Origin of the sequence: Salarchaeum sp. III, assembly GCF_036418315.1 — an archaeon.
Classification (GTDB): Archaea; Halobacteriota; Halobacteria; order Halobacteriales; family Halobacteriaceae; genus Salarchaeum.
In genome coordinates, this window is sequence record NZ_JAZHPG010000027.1 from 379,148 (window position 1) to 394,542 (window position 15,395).

The following is a 15,395-nucleotide window of genomic DNA, read 5'->3' on the forward strand; positions in this document are numbered from 1 at the left end:
GGCGCGATGTCGCGTCAGACGACCCGTCTGACTAAGTCACGCTCAGGCCGCACAGTCCGTCGCGTGACCTCCGGTCGCCGGTGGCGACCGGCGTTTTTCGTGGTGAGCAAGACGCTTCGCGTATTGCGACTTCCGCGAAGCTTCGCTTCGCAGAACAGGGTTTTGCTCCGAGCGGTTCGCGCAGAGCGCGAACCCGAGGAGGAAAAAGTGCGTTAGCAGGCGCAGTAGTAGTCCTGCATACCGAGGGTGTTGCGGAGTATCTGGTAGGCTGGGTCGGGGTCGTTCGGGCGGTAGACGCCCGCGGTGAGGTCGTCTCGGTCGGTGAAGTCACCGGAGAGGAAACTCGTCCAGTCGCTCGGCTGAAGGACGTCCACGAAGGACTGGTCGGTGGCGAGGAGTTCGAGATAGTCCGGGAGGAACACCCAGGTGGCGTCGTGGATGTCGTCGGGCGTGTACTCGGTGTCGGTGGCGTCCGCGTACGCTGCCATCGGGAGGTTCGCGCCGGCCTGCACGGGGAGGCCGATCCACTTCCACGGTCGGGTGTTGATGTCGAGCAGGACGTACTCCTCTCTGTTCTCGTCGTAGACGAACTCGCTCTCGCTGATGCCGTAGTAGTCGGTTTCGTCGAGCACGCCGAGCGCGCGCTCGCGGAGCGCGTCGTTTTCCGTGCGCTGAACGACGCACGAGGTACCGTACCCGAGCGGTTTTCTCACCTGGGCGTTCCCGACGATACCGAGCGCGTCATCCGTTCCGGACGGGGGAACGTAGGACGCGAGGCTCGCGTCCTCGCCCGTCGCCTTCTCGACCTTCTCCTGCGCGAGCACCTCGATTCCTTCCTCGGCAGCGAGGTCGACCACGTCCCGGAACTCCTCCTCCGTCGCGACCTCCACGACGTTCGTCCCGACGACCTCCTCGAACTCCCGCTTGAGCGCGGGCTTCACCACGAGCGGGAGGCCGAGGTCGTCGATGGCGTTCTCGACGCTCGTCTCGTCCAACCACCGGGTTTCCGGGTAGGGGACACCGAGGTCGTCCGCGATGCGGTAGAGCGAACTCTTATCGAGCACGGCGTCCACCCGCTCCGCCGCGAACGGCAGGCGGACGCCGTCGGGGTCCGCGTCCGCGAACGCGTGCACCCATTCGTCCATGCAGCCGAACGCCACGAGCTCGGTGCCCGCGGCGTCGGCGATGGCTTCCACGTCCTCGCGGAACCCGTCGAGGTCGTCCAGTGGATAGGTGACGCGGCCCGCGAAATCCACGGCGTCCGACGTGGGCGCGGCGCCGTCCCCGACGCGGTCGACGGCGATGACGGGCACGCCGTTGGCGGCGAGCGCGCGAGACACGCCGAGCCCGGTGATGTGTGCGTTCGCGACGATGGCGGGCGGCCGGTCGAAGTCGGCGTCCGCCACCGCGTCCACGAGTTCGTCGTGCGTGCGGAAGTCGGCCATACCTCAGTCTCCCGCGCCGCGGGGTAAAACGAACCGATACGGGGAATCCTGGCCGGTACTTCGGCCGCCGCAAAAGGATGGGTTTATGGGCGCGCTGACCGAAACCGTCTGTAGTAACCATGGCTGACAATCCGGCTTCCATGTACCGGACCATCGATAAGCCCTCGTACACGCGTCGCGACTACGTCACGGGCATTCCGGGTTCGAAGATCGCACAGTTCAAGATGGGAGACCTCCAGTCGGAGCCGGAGGACTACCCCATTCAGATTACCCTCGAAACCGAGGAGGAGTGCCAGATTCGGCACGGTTCGATGGAGGCCGCGCGCCTCTCCGCGAACCGCCACCTCATCAAGGAACTCGGCGAGGGGAACTACAAGATGATTCTCCGGAAGTTCCCGCACCAGATCCTCCGGGAGAACAAGCAGGCGACGGGCGCGGGCGCGGACCGTGTCTCCGACGGGATGCGGCAGGCGTTCGGCGTGCCGGTCGGCACGGCCGCCCGCATCTACCCCGGCGACCGCATCTTCACGGCGTGGTGTCAGCCCGAGGAAGCCGCTGTCGTCAAGGAAGCCTTCCGCCGCGCGTACAACAAAATCACGCCGCCGTGCAAGATTTCGGTGGAGCGCGGCGAGGAACTCATCACGCAGCTCGACTAGTGCTCTCCCTCGCGGTCGCGACCGACGCGGAGACCCTCGACCGGATTCGAGGCCCGCTCGCCGACCGCGGTATCTCAGCCTCGTACGTTCCCTACCGGAAGCGAACGCTCTCCCTCTCCGACCCACCCTTTTCGCTGGACGAGTTCGACGTCGGTCTCGTCTATCCGGGTCGCCTGATGGAGGGCGGCGTGCTCGACGCGTTCCTGGATATCCCGTGGGTGAACGACCGCGACGCCGTCCTGCGCTCGCGGAACAAGGCCGGCGTGCTCGCGCGCCTCGAACGCGCGGGCGTCCCGGTGCCGGAGACGGTGTTCGTCTCGAACCCCACGGATGCCGACGACGTGCTGGACGCGCTCGCCGGCTTCGACTATCCCGTCGTCGTGAAACCGAACTCGGCGACCCGGGGCGTCGCCGTCACGAAGGTCGGCGACGCGGACTCCGCGCTGGGCGTGACTGACTACCTCGATCTGATTCACGAGTTCCCCGCGACCGACGACAAGTCCTACCTCGTTCAGGAGTACGTCCCGGACGCGACCGACTACCGCGTGATGGTGCTCGACGGCGAGTACGCGGGCGCGGTCGAACGCCGCGGCACCGGCTGGAAGCACAACGTCCACCGCGGTGCGGACGCGACCGCCGTCGACCCGCCCGAACGCGTCAAAACAGTTGCTGAGAACACCGCGGTCGCCCTCGATATCGCTCTCCTCGGCGTGGACGTGCTGGACACCGGTAGCCGGACGGTCGTGAACGAGACGAACGCGCGGCCGACGGTAGATTCGGAGACGAAGTACGAAGACGGGTTCTACGACCGGTTCGCGGAACTCGTGCGGGCTACTCGACGCTGATGTCCGCGGAGTCCTCGAGGCGGTCGAACGAGACTTCGAGCACGCCGTTGTTGTAGGTCGCACTCGCGGAGTGCTCGTCCACGCGCGCGGGGAGTTCGATGCGTTCGTCGTACTCGCGGGCGTCCGTCGCCGCGCTGATGGTGAGCACATCCCCGTCGCACTTCAGGTCGATGTCCTCTTTCTCGACGCCCGGCAGGTCGGCGACCACGCGCACCTCGTCGTCCTCTTCGTAGACGGTGACGTGCGTGTCCGTCCCGAAGCCGGACTCGTCGACACCGCTGCGCATATCGTTCATCATCCGCTCTATCTCGTCGAAGAAATCGTCGAACGGGTCGTCGCGGTCGTCGCGGCGCATACTGATGCCTAAGCGCCGGCCCGGGGATAAGGTTTCGGGGGTCTAGATGCCGAGCGCGTCGTTCGTCGTCTCGATGCTCTCCGCGGCGTCCGCGGATTCAGTGACCGCGCGGATGGCGTCGACGTTCTCCGGCACCACGTCGGACTCCTGGTGGATGGCCTGGAACAGGTAGAGGTCGTCGCCCTCCATCGTGATTGACTCGCTCCAGAGACCGTTCTCCCAGACGTCGCCGCGCGGCCGACCGAGGTCCTTCGCGTACTCCTTGAGCTTGCCCGTGCCGTCGATGCCGAACTCGGGCGGGATGCAGAAGATCCGGGACTCGCCTTCGAGGAGGTCCCGCACTTCGTCCGCGCTCGGTTCGGCGTCGAGCGTGACGTTCACGGAGTGCATGTGCATCAGGGTCGCCGGCACCTTCAGGCCGAGCGTGTCGATGTCGAGGTCGGAGAAGATGGTCTGCACGTCCGGGCCGTGGTGGGAGGGGAGCGTGATGGGGTTCGGGAGGATGTCGTCGATGGGGCCGCGGCTCGTCTGGCCGGGGTCGCCGCCGCGCCGGACGAGCGTGACGCGCGCCTTCTCGACGCCGTACTCCTCGCGGAGCGGCGCGAGGAGTCGGCTGAGGCCGGTGGTGTTACACGAGACGACGCGGACGTGGTCGGCGCCCGTCGCGTCGTCGAAGTTCCCGCGGGCGTTGAAGCTCACGTCCGCCACGTCGGCGTCCTCGCCGCCCTGGTAGAGCGCGGGCGTGTCGTACTCCTCGTACAGTTCCCTGTTCTCCGCGCCGATGCCCGACGGCGTCGCGTCCACCATCACGTCGCTCGCCGCGACGAGCTCGTCCACCAATCCCGCGGTTTCGATGCCGGCGTCCGCGAACCGGCTCGCGCGGTCCTCGATGGCCGCGTACAGGTCGTAGCCGCGCGCCACCGCGCGCTCGGCCTCGAAGTTCGGCCGCGTCTTCGCGACGCCGACGACTTCCATGTCCGGCTGGTCGCGGACCGCGTCCGCCACGCGCTTTCCGATGGTTCCGTAGCCGTTGATACCGACGCGAATCATACTGCTCACTCCCCGCGGACGCCGGATAACCGTTTCGAGAGAAGACAACGCCTAACCCCCTCCTCGCGGAAATACCCGGCATGAGCACGCTCGAAGAAGCCGCGGAGACCGCGGTCGTCCAGTGCCTCGGCGTCGAACCTGGGGAGACGTGCGTCGTCGTCACCGACGACAAGCGCGAACGTATCGGCGAGGCGCTGTACGCCGCTGCCCGAGGAGTCACGGATGACGCGACGATTCTCCGCTACCCGCCGGGCGACCAGCACGGCGCGGAACCACCCGCGCCCGTCGCGGCCGCGATGCGCGACAGCGACGTGTTCCTCGCGCCGACGACGAAGTCGCTCTCGCACACCCGAGCGCGCTCCCGGGCGAACGAGGCGGGCGCTCGCGGCGCGACCCTCCCCGGCATCACGGAGGACGTGTTCACCACGGGCCTGGACGCGGACTACACCCTGATTCGCCGTCACTGCGCGGACGTACTCAGTCAGGTCGGGGACGCCGACGAGGTCCGCGTCACCACGCCCGCCGGGACGGACATCACGTTCGAACCGGGCGATCGGGAGTGGCTGCAGGACACGGGTATCGTCCACGAGTCCGGCGGGTTCTCGAACCTCCCCGCGGGCGAGGTGTTCGTCAGCCCCGAAACCGCGAACGGCACGTACGTCGTGGACGGCACGATGATGCCGCACGGCCGCCTCGACACGGAACTGACGTTCGAGGTCGAGGACGGCTACGTGACGTACATCTCGGACGACGACGTGCGCGCGCAGGTCGAGGACGGCGAGGACGAGGTCGGACGGGCCGCGCGCAACCTCGCGGAACTCGGCATCGGAACGAACGTCGCCGTCACCGACCTCGTCGGCTCCGTGCTGCTCGACGAGAAGGCCGCGGGCACGGTCCACATCGCCATCGGCGACGACGCGGGCATCGGCGGGGATACCGACGCCCCCCTCCACCTCGACGGCATCATCCAGAACCCCACCGTCTACGCTGACGGGGACGAGGTCGCGCTTCCGAGCGCGGACGACTGACTCCGCGGATTTTTACGCCTCCACGCCCTCGTACCCGGTATGAGCCAACAGCAACGCGTCGGCCTGGCGTGTCCGTCGTGCTCGCCGGACCTCGAAACGGAACACGAGGTCCTCACGACGGGCGGCGGGACGGCGACGGTGAAGTGCACGGACTGCGGACACGTCCACAAGGAACCCCTGGAGTCCGAGCGGACGGTCGAGCGGGACGTCGTCGTCTCTCAGGGCGGCGAATCCTTCACGGCCACTGTGGATGTCCCGGCGGACGAGACCGTGACTGCGGGCGAGGAGTTCATCGTCGAGACCGAGGAAGCCATCATGCAGGTTCGCATCACCGACCTCCAGACGGACGACGAGACCCGTGAGGTTCGCGCGGACGCGGAGGACGTGGAGACGTTCTGGACGCGCGCCGTGGACAACGTCGAGGTCGACGTGACCCTCCACCCGCAGGACGGCGCGCACGACCAGACGCGGAGCATCACGCTCCACGTTCCCGGCGACTACGAGTTCACCGTCGGCGAGACCCACGAGTTCGGCGACGAGGCCTTCTCCATCACGGGTATCCACGTCCGCGAGGACGCGCTCGACCGCTACGACTTCCAGAAAATCGGCCACGACGGGGACGTGGCGATGGCGAAGGACATCAAGCGCGTGTACGGCTACGACGAGACCTCCACCGCCTGGTCCGCCTGGTAGATGGACTTCGCGGCCGCCCGCGACAGCCTCGCGGACCGTCTCGCCCGCAGACACGACTTTTCGGAGCGCGTCCTCGACGCCATCCGCGCGGTGCCGCGCCACGAGTTCGTGCCTGACGCGCAGCGCGAGGACGCGTACGCGGACCGGCCACTCCCCATCGGCGACGGCCAGACTGTCAGCGCGCCCCATATGGTCGCCGCGATGTGTGACCGCCTCGACCTCCAGGAGGGCGAGGAGACCCTGGAAATCGGCACCGGCTGCGGCTACCACGCCGCCGTCACCGCCGAACTCGTCGGCGCCGGGAACGTCTACAGCGTCGAGTACCTCGAATCGCTCGCCGAAACCGCGCGCGAGAACCTCGACCGCGCGGGCTACGGCGCCGTCTCCGTGCGTCAGGGTGACGGCCACGACGGCTGGAGCGAACACGCGCCCTACGACGCCGCCTACCTCACCTGTGCGACGCAGTCCATCCCGATCGCGATAGTCGACCAACTCCGCGACGGCGGGCGCGTGCTCGCGCCCGTCGGCGACGTGAATCAGACGCTCGTCCACGGCGAAAAACACGACGGGACGCTCGACCGCGAGTTCCTCTCGGGCGTCCGGTTCGTTCGAATGCAGGGCGGCGAGTGATTTTATCCCCTCCCGCGACGACGCTCCGGTATGGATTACAGGGAACTCCTGTTCCTCCGCGCCGTCCGCGAAACGGGCGTCCTCGACGCCGTCGTCACCGACGCTGACACCGTCGCCGCCGTCGCCGACGAGACCGGTGTCACCGAGCGCGCCGCCCGCATCGGCGTCGAGACGCTCTGCGACCTCGACTTCCTCCACCGCACCGACGAGGGGTTCGAGCCCACGAACCGCATGCTCGGCTTCCTCTCGAAGACCGACCTCCGGTCCATCGGAACCGTCCCCCACGAACTCGACACGCTCGACGACTGGATAGAACTCCCCGAGACGATGCGGACCGGCGAGCGCCCCGTCCCGAGTCCGGACGCCACCCGGAACCGTCTCGGCGCGATGGCCGCGCTCGACGACGGCGACGTGCGCGCCGCCGTCACCGCCGCCGTCCACGAACACCCGGACGCCGACAGCGTGCTCGACGCGTACGGCGGGGCCGGCACGTTCTCCCGGGAGTTCGCGCGCCGCGGCTACGACGTGACGCTCGCCGACACCCCGGAAGTGGTCGAAGTGGACGAACCCCTCCTCGAACACGAACCCGTCACGCTTCAGGCGACCGACCCCCTCGACGGCGTCGAGGGCACGTACGACCTCGTGTTCTGCGCGAACACCGCCCGCACGCTCTCTCCCGCGGACAACGAACACCTTCTCTCCGCGCTCTACGACGCCGTCGCGCCCGGCGGAACCGTCGTGCACGTCGACCGACTCCGCGACCACGCCGAGAACCCTGGGCTGCTCGCCGCGGAGATGCTCGCACGCACTGACGGCGGCGACGCCTACGCCGAGGCCGACTTCGGCGAGTGGTTCGCCGCCGCCGGCTTCGAACGCCCCCGCGTCTCCGACGTACCCGGCACGCGCTCGCAGGCCGTCGCCGCCGACCGCCCCGCGAACGATTGAAGGTCGCTCGCACCAACCCTCTCGTATGGAGTACGCGGCGGTCCGGGACGACATGGTGACGAGCCTCGAACACGACACGAAGGACGTCGTCCACGACTCCGCAGTGGCGGACGCGATGCGGACGGTTCCCCGGCACGAGTTCGTCGACGAGGACGCCGGACACCGGGCGTACGCGGACCGCGAGTTCGAACACCGCGGAACGCGCGTGCTCGCGCCGTCGACCGCCGCCCGTCTCGTCGAAGCGCTCCGTCCCGAACCCGGGAGCGACACGCTCGTCGTCGGCGCGGGCGTCGGGTACACGGTCGCGTTGCTCGCGGAGGTAGCGGGCGCCCAGCACGTCCACGCCGTCGACATCGACCGCCGCCTCGTCTACGACGCCCGCCGAACGCTCGCGAACGCCGGCTACGGCGACGTGCTCGTGGACTGCGCGAACGGCGCGGACGGGCTGCCCGCGTACGCGCCCTACGACCGCATTCTCGTCGAAGCAGCCGCTGTCCGTCCGCCCCGGGCGCTCCGCACGCAGCTCGCCGAGGGAGGACGCCTCGTCTATCCCGAGGGACCCCAGCGCCAGCGTCTCGTCGCCATCGAAGACGGGGAGACCCGGGACTACGGCGAAGTCGAGTTCGCACCCCTGCTCGTGGAGGGCGAGCAGGCGAGCGCGCCCGTCCGCAACCGCACCGTCCGCGAGGACCGCGAGCGCGCCGCGAAGGTGAACGAGCGCCGCCACGGCTGGGAGCAGGACTGGATCGACTGGGACGCCCGCTAGCTCTCGTACCCACGGACGACGAGGATTCGCGTGTTCCCGCGGCGGTCCACGTACTCGCTGCCAGCGGGCGGTTTCACCGACACTGTGAGCGTGCCGTCCGCCTGATTCGCGCCGAGTCGGGGCGCCACCCGGACTGTCGCCACACCCGACTCGTTCGTGCGCGCGACCACCGTCCCGTCCAGCCGCGCGGTCCCCGCCTTCACGAGCACGGTCGCGCCCGCCACGCCGTTCCCCGACGCGTCTACCACTGTCAGCGAGAGCGATTGCTCGCTCGGCCCGACCACGTCCGGCGTCGGTTTCACGTCCACCTCGCTCGTCGCGAGCGTCCCCACTCCGGACACCGTCTGGAGGAGCACGCCGAGCGTCGCCACACCGACGACGAACGCGATGAGGAGTCGCACCGGCAGCCCTTCTATCGCTCGTTCGTCCCGCCGCAGTTCGTGGAACATACCCCGGCGTGGCCGCGGCCTCCTACTTGAACGTTCGTCCAAGCGTTCAAATCGAATGACGGGGCCAGCGGGGCGTGATGCACGTCCTCGGTCGCCCCGACGACACCGCCGCCCCCGTTCTCCCGCTCGGACAGTTCCGCGCTCCCGACGGCAGCCACGGCGCCCGAGTCGCCGTCGACGCGAACGGCCCGCACGCCGCGCTCGTCGTCGGAAAACGGGGCAGCGGGAAGACGTACACGCTCGGCGTGCTCGCGGAAGCGCTCGCGCGCACCGACGGCGTGACCGCCGTGGTCATCGACCCGATGCGCGCGTTCGCCACGCTCCCAGACGCCGTTCCCGCCACCGTCACCCGCCCCCGGATTCCCGCGGCCGCCCTCCCGCCCCAAGCGTGGTGCGACGTACTCAACCTCCCGCCGCACACGCCAGCCGGCGCGCTCCTCTGGCAGGCCGCCGCCGAAACCGACACCCTCGACGCGATGGCCGACCGGCTCGGCGAGCACGAGACGCCCGCCGGTCGCGCCGCGCGGAACGCGCTCGCGCTCGCCGACTCCTGGGACGTTTTCACGTCGACCGACGAAACCCGGTTTCTCGACTCCGACCACGTTACCGTTCTCGACTGCGCCGCCCTCCCCCGGCCCGCCCTCGCAGCCGTCACTCGCGCCGTCACCGACACCGTCTACGAGACCGCGATAGCCGGCGGTGTCGACGCGCTCCCCTGGGTCCTCCTCGACGAAGCGCACGCCGTCACAGGCACCGCCGCCTGGCCAGGTCTCCGCCGCCTCCTCACTCGCGGCCGCAAACCCGGTATCAGCACCGTTCTCGCCACCCAGCGCCCCGGTGCACTCCCACCATCGGCCGTCTCCCAGGCCGACCTCCTCGTCGCCCACCGCCTCACCGCCCGCGACGACCTCGACGCGCTCGAAACCGCCAGCCCCACCTACCTCACCGGCGCGCTCGCCGACTCGCTCCCACGCGCGCCCGGCGACGCCCTCGTCGTCGACGACACCAGCGAAACCGCCCACGACCTCACCGTCCGCGAACGCGACGCCATCCACGGCGGCCGTAGCCGCACCGTGGTCTGACCGTCACGCCTATCCCCGAGAACCGCGAACGCACCGTCAATGTCGCTCGCGCTCACGGACACCCTCGCGTGGGTCGTCGTCGCCGCCTTCGCCCTCAGCGCCCTCCTCGCCACCCGCGACGACGAACACCCCGCCCGCGTCGCCGCAGCCGCCGCGTGGAGCGTGTTCGCCGTCTTCTGGGCGCTCCTCATCGACCACTTCCTCTTCGTCCAGAACAGCTTCATCGAAGGCATCCTCGCCGCCCTCGCCGTCCCCCTCAGCCTCTACGCCGCCTACCTCGTCCTCACCGACCGCCCCACCCTCGTCCGCCTCTCCCGCGCCATCGCCGTCATGGGACTCATCTACCTCCCCTTCCAGACAATTCCCGCACTCACTCAGGCCGCAATCACCATCACCGCCGAGAGCACGTACTTCCTCATCACCCTCCTCGGGTACACTCCCGAATTCGTCACCGACCCCTACCCCAGCGCCGTCGTCTTCACCCACGAGGGCCACACCATCACCACCAACATCCTCCTCGCCTGCAGCGGCATCGGCAGCATCGCCATCGTCAGCGGCCTCATCGCCGCCACCACCGCCCCCATCCGCCGCCGCCTCACCGGCATCGCCCTCGTCGTCCCCCTCATCTACCTCCTGAACGTCGCTCGCGTCAGCTTCATCGCCATCGCCTTCGGCAACCAATGGTTCCAGTGGACTCGCCCCCTCGTCACCCTCCTCTACGCCCCCCTCCGCAGCGAACCCCGCATCTCCTACCTCTTCGCCGACAAAATCCTCGCCCAGAGCCTCTCCGTCGTCGCCCTCGTCCTCATCACCCTCGGCCTCCTCCGCGTCATCCCCGAACTCGCCGCCCTCCTCGACGACGCCCTCTACGTCGCCACCAAAACCGACTACGACCTCGAAAACCGCCTCACACGATAACCCCCGAAAACTCGAACGCCGACGCCCAATTAATCGACGGATGGTCGATCTCGGCGTCATCGATGCGCAGGTATGTGTTTTTCCGTCCGGCGTCCTCCACCGGTACCCAGTACACCGCGTCAGTGTCCCGACACCGAACCATGAACGCGTCTATCTCTCCGTCGTAATCCGTCGTCGTCACTTCTCCGTTCTTCGTCGTCTTGCTCGCCGTCTTGAACCGGATTCGTCCGTCCTCCAACCAGCCCGTCTTGCACTGGACGCGAACGAACTCTCCACCCGTGTCCACGACGAGGTCGTACGGGTCGTTGTCGCCGAACGGAACTGAGACACTGTACCCGGCCGCTACCAATTCGTGTAGGAGACGCGTCTCCGTCACGTCGCCCGTCGCCTTCGTGTTCGCCATACTCCGAGCAAGCGCGGTGTCCACATAGCGTTTCGTACAAACGACCACCGAACACGCCTCACTACCACCTACGAGGAACGTTTTCAGAACACGACCATCGCTACGAGGTTTGCGTCAGAGAGAAGCGCCCGAGGCGGGATTTGAACTAGTGCGAGACTCGCTCTGCTCGACTCGCTGAGTTCAGAATTCCTCGCCCTCTGAAAGCTACTTTTCGAGAAAACTATTGCTACGAGGTTTGCGTCAGAGAGAAGCGCCCGAGGCGGGATTTGAACCCGCGTCACGACCGTGACAGGGTCGTATGATGGGCCACTACACCACCCGGGCTCCCTGCACTCTTTCGTAGCCGGGTGGTACTGATAAGGGTTTTCAATCGGAAGCGGGGTGTGAGGGCGTCTCGTCCGGTATTCGGGATCATAGCGTGTTGTTTTGGCAAGGGTTAAGTATGATTCGCGTGTACGTGCCTGTAGTATCTCGTGAGAGCCACTTCTCCCCCCAGGCAGGTGTTCCCATGGTAGATGACGTAACTAACCACGAACTCGTACCCGAGCACGAGCTTCTCGAGGAGGACGCGGTGGAGTCCATCCTCGAGGAGTACGGTATCGAACGTACTGACCTCCCGAAGATCAAGCGAAAGGACCCGGCGCTCCCGGATGACGCGGGCGTGGGTGATGTCGTGAAGATCACGCGGGATTCGCGAACGACCGACACAGCGATTGTGTACCGACTGGTGATCGATTGATGGAACTCGACAACAAACGCACACTCTCGAAGGCGTATTTTTCGAAGGAACGACTCGCAGAACATCATTATCGCTCGTTCAACGCCTTCCTGAAGCGCGGGATGCAGGAGGTCGTCGACGAGAAGGAGACCATCGACACGGACATCGGCGATAAGGAAGAGGAGGAGCCGGTGTGGGTGGAACTCGGCGACGTTCGGATTCTGACGCCGCGTGTGCGTGAGGCGGACGGGTCCGAGGAGCTCCTGTATCCGCAGGAGGCGCGGTTGCGGAACATCACGTACTCGGCGCCGGTCTTCATGGAGATGTCCATCAAGCGCGGTGGTGAGGAGGAGCCGGAGGAGCTCCTGGACACGACGGAGACGAAGGTGGGGCGGATGCCCATCATGGTCGGTTCCGATAAGTGTAATATCGCCGATTTCAGTGAGGAGGAACTCATCGATATCGGTGAGGACCCCGCCGACCCCGGTGGATACTTCATCGTGAACGGGTCGGAGCGCGTGCTGATGACGTCGGAGGACCTCGCGCCGAACAAGATTCTCGCGGAGTACGATTCGAAGTACGGCGACGAGATTCAGGTCGCGAAGACGTTCAGTCAGCGACGCGGGTATCGAGCGCTCGTGCTGTGCGAACGCAACCGCTCCGGTCTGCTCGAAGTCTCCTTCCCCTCCGTCTCCGGTTCTATCGATTTCGTCACGCTCGTTCGCGCGCTCGGCCTCGAATCCGACGAGGAGATTGTTCACCGGGTCAGCGACGACCCCGAAATCGTGAAGTTCATGCTCGAAAACCTGGAGGAAGCGGACGTTCAGACCCAGGAGGAAGCCATCGAGACGCTCGGGAAGCGCGTCGCGTCCGGCCAGGGGAAGAACTACCAGTTGAAGCGCGCGAACTACGTCATCGACCGCTACCTGCTCCCGCACCTCCACGAGGAGGGCGTCGAGGAGGAGGAAACGCGGATGAGCAAGGCGTTCTACCTCTGCCGGATGGCGGAGGCGTGCTTCGAACTCGCGCTCGACCGCCGCGAGTCCGACGACAAGGACCACTACGCGAACAAGCGGCTGAAGGTCAGCGGCGACCTGATGCGCGACCTGTTCCGCACCGCGCTGAACAAGCTGTCGCGGGACGTGAAGTACCAGCTCGAACGCGCGAACATGCGGAACCGCCAGCTCACCGTGAACACGGTCGTTCGGTCCGACGTGCTGACGGAACGCCTCGAACACCCCATCGCGACGGGGAACTGGGTTGGCGGCCGCTCCGGTGTGAGCCAGCTCGTGGACCGAACGGACCACATGGGCGTCCTCAGTCACCTGCGGCGCCTCCGCAGTCCGCTCTCTCGCTCGCAGCCGCACTTCGAGGCGCGCGACCTGCACGCGACCCAGTGGGGCCGCATCTGTCCCTCCGAGACGCCGGAGGGCCCGAACTGTGGGTTGGTGAAGAACTTCGCGCAGGCGATGGAGCTCTCACAGAACGTCGACGACGAACAGGGCTTGAAACGGGAACTCTCCTCGATGGGGGTCGAGGGCGTGCCCGGTCTCACCACCGAACCCACCTCCGCAGACGACTAATATGAGTCAGTCACAGGAAGCCAAAGTCTACGTGAACGGCAGCCTCGTCGGGACGCACGACGACCCGCACGAGCTCGCCGAGAGCATCCGAGAAGCGCGACGCCGCGGCGACATCAGCGACATGGTGAACGTCTCGGTGAAAGAACGCACGGGCGAAGTCATCGTGAACGCGGACGCGGGTCGCGCGCGCCGCCCGCTCCTCGTCGTCGAGGACGGCGAACCACTCATTACCGAGTCCGACCTCGACGCCCTCGAGAACGACGAGGTCGAGTTCGAGACGCTCGTCGAAGAGGGGAAGGTCGAGTTCATCGACGCCGAGGAGGAAGAGGACATCCTCGTCGCCGTCGAGGAGGACGACCTCACCGAGGACCACACGCATCTCGAAATCGACCCGCAGCTCATCTTCGGTATCGGCGCGGGGATGATTCCGTACCCCGAGCACAACGCCAGCCCGCGGATTACGATGGGTGCGGGGATGATGAAGCAGTCCCTCGGACTGCCGGCGGCGAACTACCGGATTCGCCCGGACACCCGCCAGCACCTGATGCATTACCCGCAGAAGGCGATGGTGAACACCCAGACGACGAAGCAGATCGGGTACGACGACCGGCCCGCGGGGCAGAACTTCACGGTCGCCGTCATGAGTTACGAGGGGTTCAACATCGAGGACGCGCTCGTCATGAACAAGGGGTCGGTGGAGCGCGCGCTCGCCCGCTCGCACTTCTTCCGCACCTACGAGGGCGAGGAGCGCCGCTACCCCGGCGGCCAGGAGGACCGCTTCGAGATTCCGGAGGACGACGTTCGGGGCGCTCGCGGCGAGGACGCGTACAAGCACCTCGACGAGGACGGTCTCGTCAACCCCGAGACGCGCGTCGACGAGAATAGTGTGCTGCTCGGGAAGACCAGTCCGCCCCGGTTCCTCGAAGAACCCGACGAGATGGGCGGCCTGAGCCCGCAGAAGCGCCGCGAGACCTCGGTGACGATGCGCTCCGGTGAGGACGGCGTCGTGGACACGGTGACGCTGATGGAGGGCGAGGACGGCAGTAAGCTCGCGAAGGTGAGCGTTCGCGACGAACGCATCCCCGAACTCGGGGACAAGTTCGCGAGCCGACACGGCCAGAAGGGCGTCGTCGGCCACCTCGCGCCCCAGGAGGACATGCCGTTCACGCAGGGGGGCGTCGTGCCCGACCTCGTGCTGAACCCGCACGCGCTCCCGTCACGGATGACGGTCGGTCACGTGCTGGAGATGCTTGGCGGGAAGTCCGGCGCGCTCGAAGGCCGGACGGTCGACGGGACCGCGTTCACGGGCGAGGACGAGGAGGAACTCCGGTCCTCGCTCCAGGAACGCGGCTTCAAGTCGAGCGGGAAGGAAGTCCTCTACTCGGGCGTTTCCGGCGAGAAGATCGAGGCCGAGATCTTCGTCGGGAACATCTTCTACCACAAGCTCTACCACATGGTGTCGAACAAGATGCACGCCCGGTCGAAGGGGCCGGTGCAGGTGCTCACCCGGCAGCCGACGGAGGGACGCGCCCGCGAGGGCGGTCTGCGGCTCGGGGAGATGGAGCGCGACACCGTCATCGCGCACGGCGCGGCGATGGTGCTCAAGGAACGCCTCCTCGAGTCCTCCGACCAGGAGTACGTCGACATCTGTGGGAACTGCGGGATGACCGCGGTGGAGAACAGAGAACAGCGCCGCGTCTACTGTCCGAACTGCGGCGAGGAGACGGACGTGCACAGCATCGAGATGAGTTACGCGTTCAAACTCCTCCTCGACGAGATGAAGGCGCTCGGCATCGCGCCGCGACTCGAACTGGAGGACGCAGTCTAAC

Annotated in this window: 17 protein-coding genes and 1 tRNA gene; 12 read left to right on the forward strand and 6 right to left on the reverse strand. The window is 67.1% G+C overall.

The genetic code is table 11. The features are described from left to right. Positions 1 to 212: 212 nt before the first annotated feature. Positions 213 to 1,445, reverse strand: coding sequence for a carboxylate--amine ligase (locus U3A55_RS12745; RefSeq protein WP_330991878.1), 1,233 nt, complete (start codon positions 1,443 to 1,445; stop codon positions 213 to 215). A gap of 119 nt (positions 1,446 to 1,564) precedes the next feature. Between U3A55_RS12745 and U3A55_RS12750 the strand changes: the two genes are divergently transcribed. Together U3A55_RS12750 and U3A55_RS12755 are read left to right on the forward strand one after the other, a co-directional pair. Continuing rightward, positions 1,565 to 2,101 carry a 50S ribosomal protein L16 gene (locus U3A55_RS12750; RefSeq protein WP_330991879.1) on the forward strand — a complete coding sequence of 179 codons (537 nt, stop codon included), beginning with the start codon at positions 1,565 to 1,567 and terminating at the stop codon, positions 2,099 to 2,101. Beyond that, positions 2,101 to 2,946, forward strand: coding sequence for an ATP-grasp domain-containing protein (locus tag U3A55_RS12755; protein WP_330991880.1), 846 nt, complete (start codon positions 2,101 to 2,103; stop codon positions 2,944 to 2,946). The genes U3A55_RS12750 and U3A55_RS12755 overlap by 1 nt, the downstream gene beginning before the upstream one ends. Here the strand turns inward: U3A55_RS12755 and U3A55_RS12760 are convergent. Both U3A55_RS12760 and U3A55_RS12765 read right to left on the reverse strand, forming a co-directional pair. Then, entirely contained in the window at positions 2,933 to 3,301 is a 369-nt protein-coding gene (locus U3A55_RS12760) for an Hsp20/alpha crystallin family protein (protein WP_330991881.1), read from the reverse strand. The two genes, U3A55_RS12755 and U3A55_RS12760, sit on opposite strands and share 14 nt — an antisense overlap. A gap of 42 nt (positions 3,302 to 3,343) precedes the next feature. Continuing rightward, positions 3,344 to 4,351, reverse strand: a complete 1,008-nt coding sequence (locus U3A55_RS12765; RefSeq protein WP_330991882.1) for a type II glyceraldehyde-3-phosphate dehydrogenase — start codon at positions 4,349 to 4,351, stop codon at positions 3,344 to 3,346. 80 nt (positions 4,352 to 4,431) lie between these two features. Here U3A55_RS12765 and U3A55_RS12770 point away from each other — a divergent pair, with 80 nt between their 5' ends. Genes U3A55_RS12770 through U3A55_RS12790 form a run of 5 tightly spaced genes read left to right on the forward strand, consistent with a single transcriptional unit; the run spans position 4,432 to position 8,413 of the window. Further along, entirely contained in the window at positions 4,432 to 5,379 is a 948-nt protein-coding gene (locus tag U3A55_RS12770; protein ID WP_330991883.1) for an aminopeptidase, read from the forward strand. A gap of 39 nt (positions 5,380 to 5,418) precedes the next feature. After that, a complete protein-coding gene (locus U3A55_RS12775) occupies positions 5,419 to 6,072 on the forward strand; it encodes an HVO_0476 family zinc finger protein (protein ID WP_330991884.1) in 654 nt (217 codons plus the stop codon). Next, on the forward strand, positions 6,073 to 6,702 hold the full coding sequence (gene pcm, locus U3A55_RS12780) for a protein-L-isoaspartate O-methyltransferase (RefSeq protein ID WP_330991885.1): 630 nt from the start codon (positions 6,073 to 6,075) through the stop codon (positions 6,700 to 6,702). Between the two features lie 30 nt (positions 6,703 to 6,732). After that, positions 6,733 to 7,647: a class I SAM-dependent methyltransferase gene (locus tag U3A55_RS12785; protein WP_330991886.1), complete on the forward strand. Its 915-nt coding sequence runs from the start codon at positions 6,733 to 6,735 to the stop codon at positions 7,645 to 7,647. Positions 7,648 to 7,672: 25 nt separating this feature from the next. Further along, positions 7,673 to 8,413 (forward strand): protein-L-isoaspartate O-methyltransferase family protein, encoded by a 741-nt coding sequence (locus U3A55_RS12790; protein ID WP_330991887.1) that lies wholly within the window; start codon positions 7,673 to 7,675, stop codon positions 8,411 to 8,413. Here the strand turns inward: U3A55_RS12790 and U3A55_RS12795 are convergent. Beyond that, the gene (locus U3A55_RS12795) at positions 8,410 to 8,862 is read right to left on the reverse strand and encodes a DUF7382 domain-containing protein (RefSeq protein ID WP_330991888.1); all 453 of its coding nucleotides are present in this window, start codon (positions 8,860 to 8,862) and stop codon (positions 8,410 to 8,412) included. The two genes, U3A55_RS12790 and U3A55_RS12795, sit on opposite strands and share 4 nt — an antisense overlap. A gap of 77 nt (positions 8,863 to 8,939) precedes the next feature. On the opposite strand from U3A55_RS12795, the gene U3A55_RS12800 reads away from it, so the two are divergent. Next, positions 8,940 to 9,944, forward strand: coding sequence for an ATP-binding protein (locus U3A55_RS12800; protein ID WP_330991889.1), 1,005 nt, complete (start codon positions 8,940 to 8,942; stop codon positions 9,942 to 9,944). Positions 9,945 to 9,983: 39 nt separating this feature from the next. Beyond that, positions 9,984 to 10,862 (forward strand): archaeosortase A, encoded by an 879-nt coding sequence (gene artA, locus U3A55_RS12805; RefSeq protein WP_330991890.1) that lies wholly within the window; start codon positions 9,984 to 9,986, stop codon positions 10,860 to 10,862. Here the strand turns inward: artA and U3A55_RS12810 are convergent. Next, complete coding sequence (locus U3A55_RS12810; protein ID WP_330991891.1) at positions 10,852 to 11,265, reverse strand: group I intron-associated PD-(D/E)XK endonuclease; 414 nt, start codon at positions 11,263 to 11,265, stop codon at positions 10,852 to 10,854. The genes artA and U3A55_RS12810 overlap by 11 nt on opposite strands. A 251-nt stretch (positions 11,266 to 11,516) precedes the next feature. Then, a tRNA-Asp gene (locus tag U3A55_RS12815) sits at positions 11,517 to 11,589 on the reverse strand. A 184-nt stretch (positions 11,590 to 11,773) separates the two neighbouring features. Here U3A55_RS12815 and U3A55_RS12820 point away from each other — a divergent pair. The 3 genes from U3A55_RS12820 to rpoB are packed head-to-tail and all read left to right on the forward strand — an operon-like array spanning position 11,774 to position 15,394. After that, entirely contained in the window at positions 11,774 to 12,004 is a 231-nt protein-coding gene (locus U3A55_RS12820; RefSeq protein ID WP_330991892.1) for a DNA-directed RNA polymerase subunit H, read from the forward strand. Further along, the gene (locus U3A55_RS12825) at positions 12,004 to 13,566 is read left to right on the forward strand and encodes a DNA-directed RNA polymerase subunit B'' (protein ID WP_330991893.1); all 1,563 of its coding nucleotides are present in this window, start codon (positions 12,004 to 12,006) and stop codon (positions 13,564 to 13,566) included. Before U3A55_RS12820 ends, U3A55_RS12825 begins: the two co-directional genes overlap by 1 nt. A gap of 1 nt (position 13,567) precedes the next feature. Continuing rightward, positions 13,568 to 15,394 carry a DNA-directed RNA polymerase subunit B gene (gene rpoB, locus U3A55_RS12830; RefSeq protein ID WP_330991894.1) on the forward strand — a complete coding sequence of 609 codons (1,827 nt, stop codon included), beginning with the start codon at positions 13,568 to 13,570 and terminating at the stop codon, positions 15,392 to 15,394. Position 15,395 lies beyond the last annotated feature (1 nt).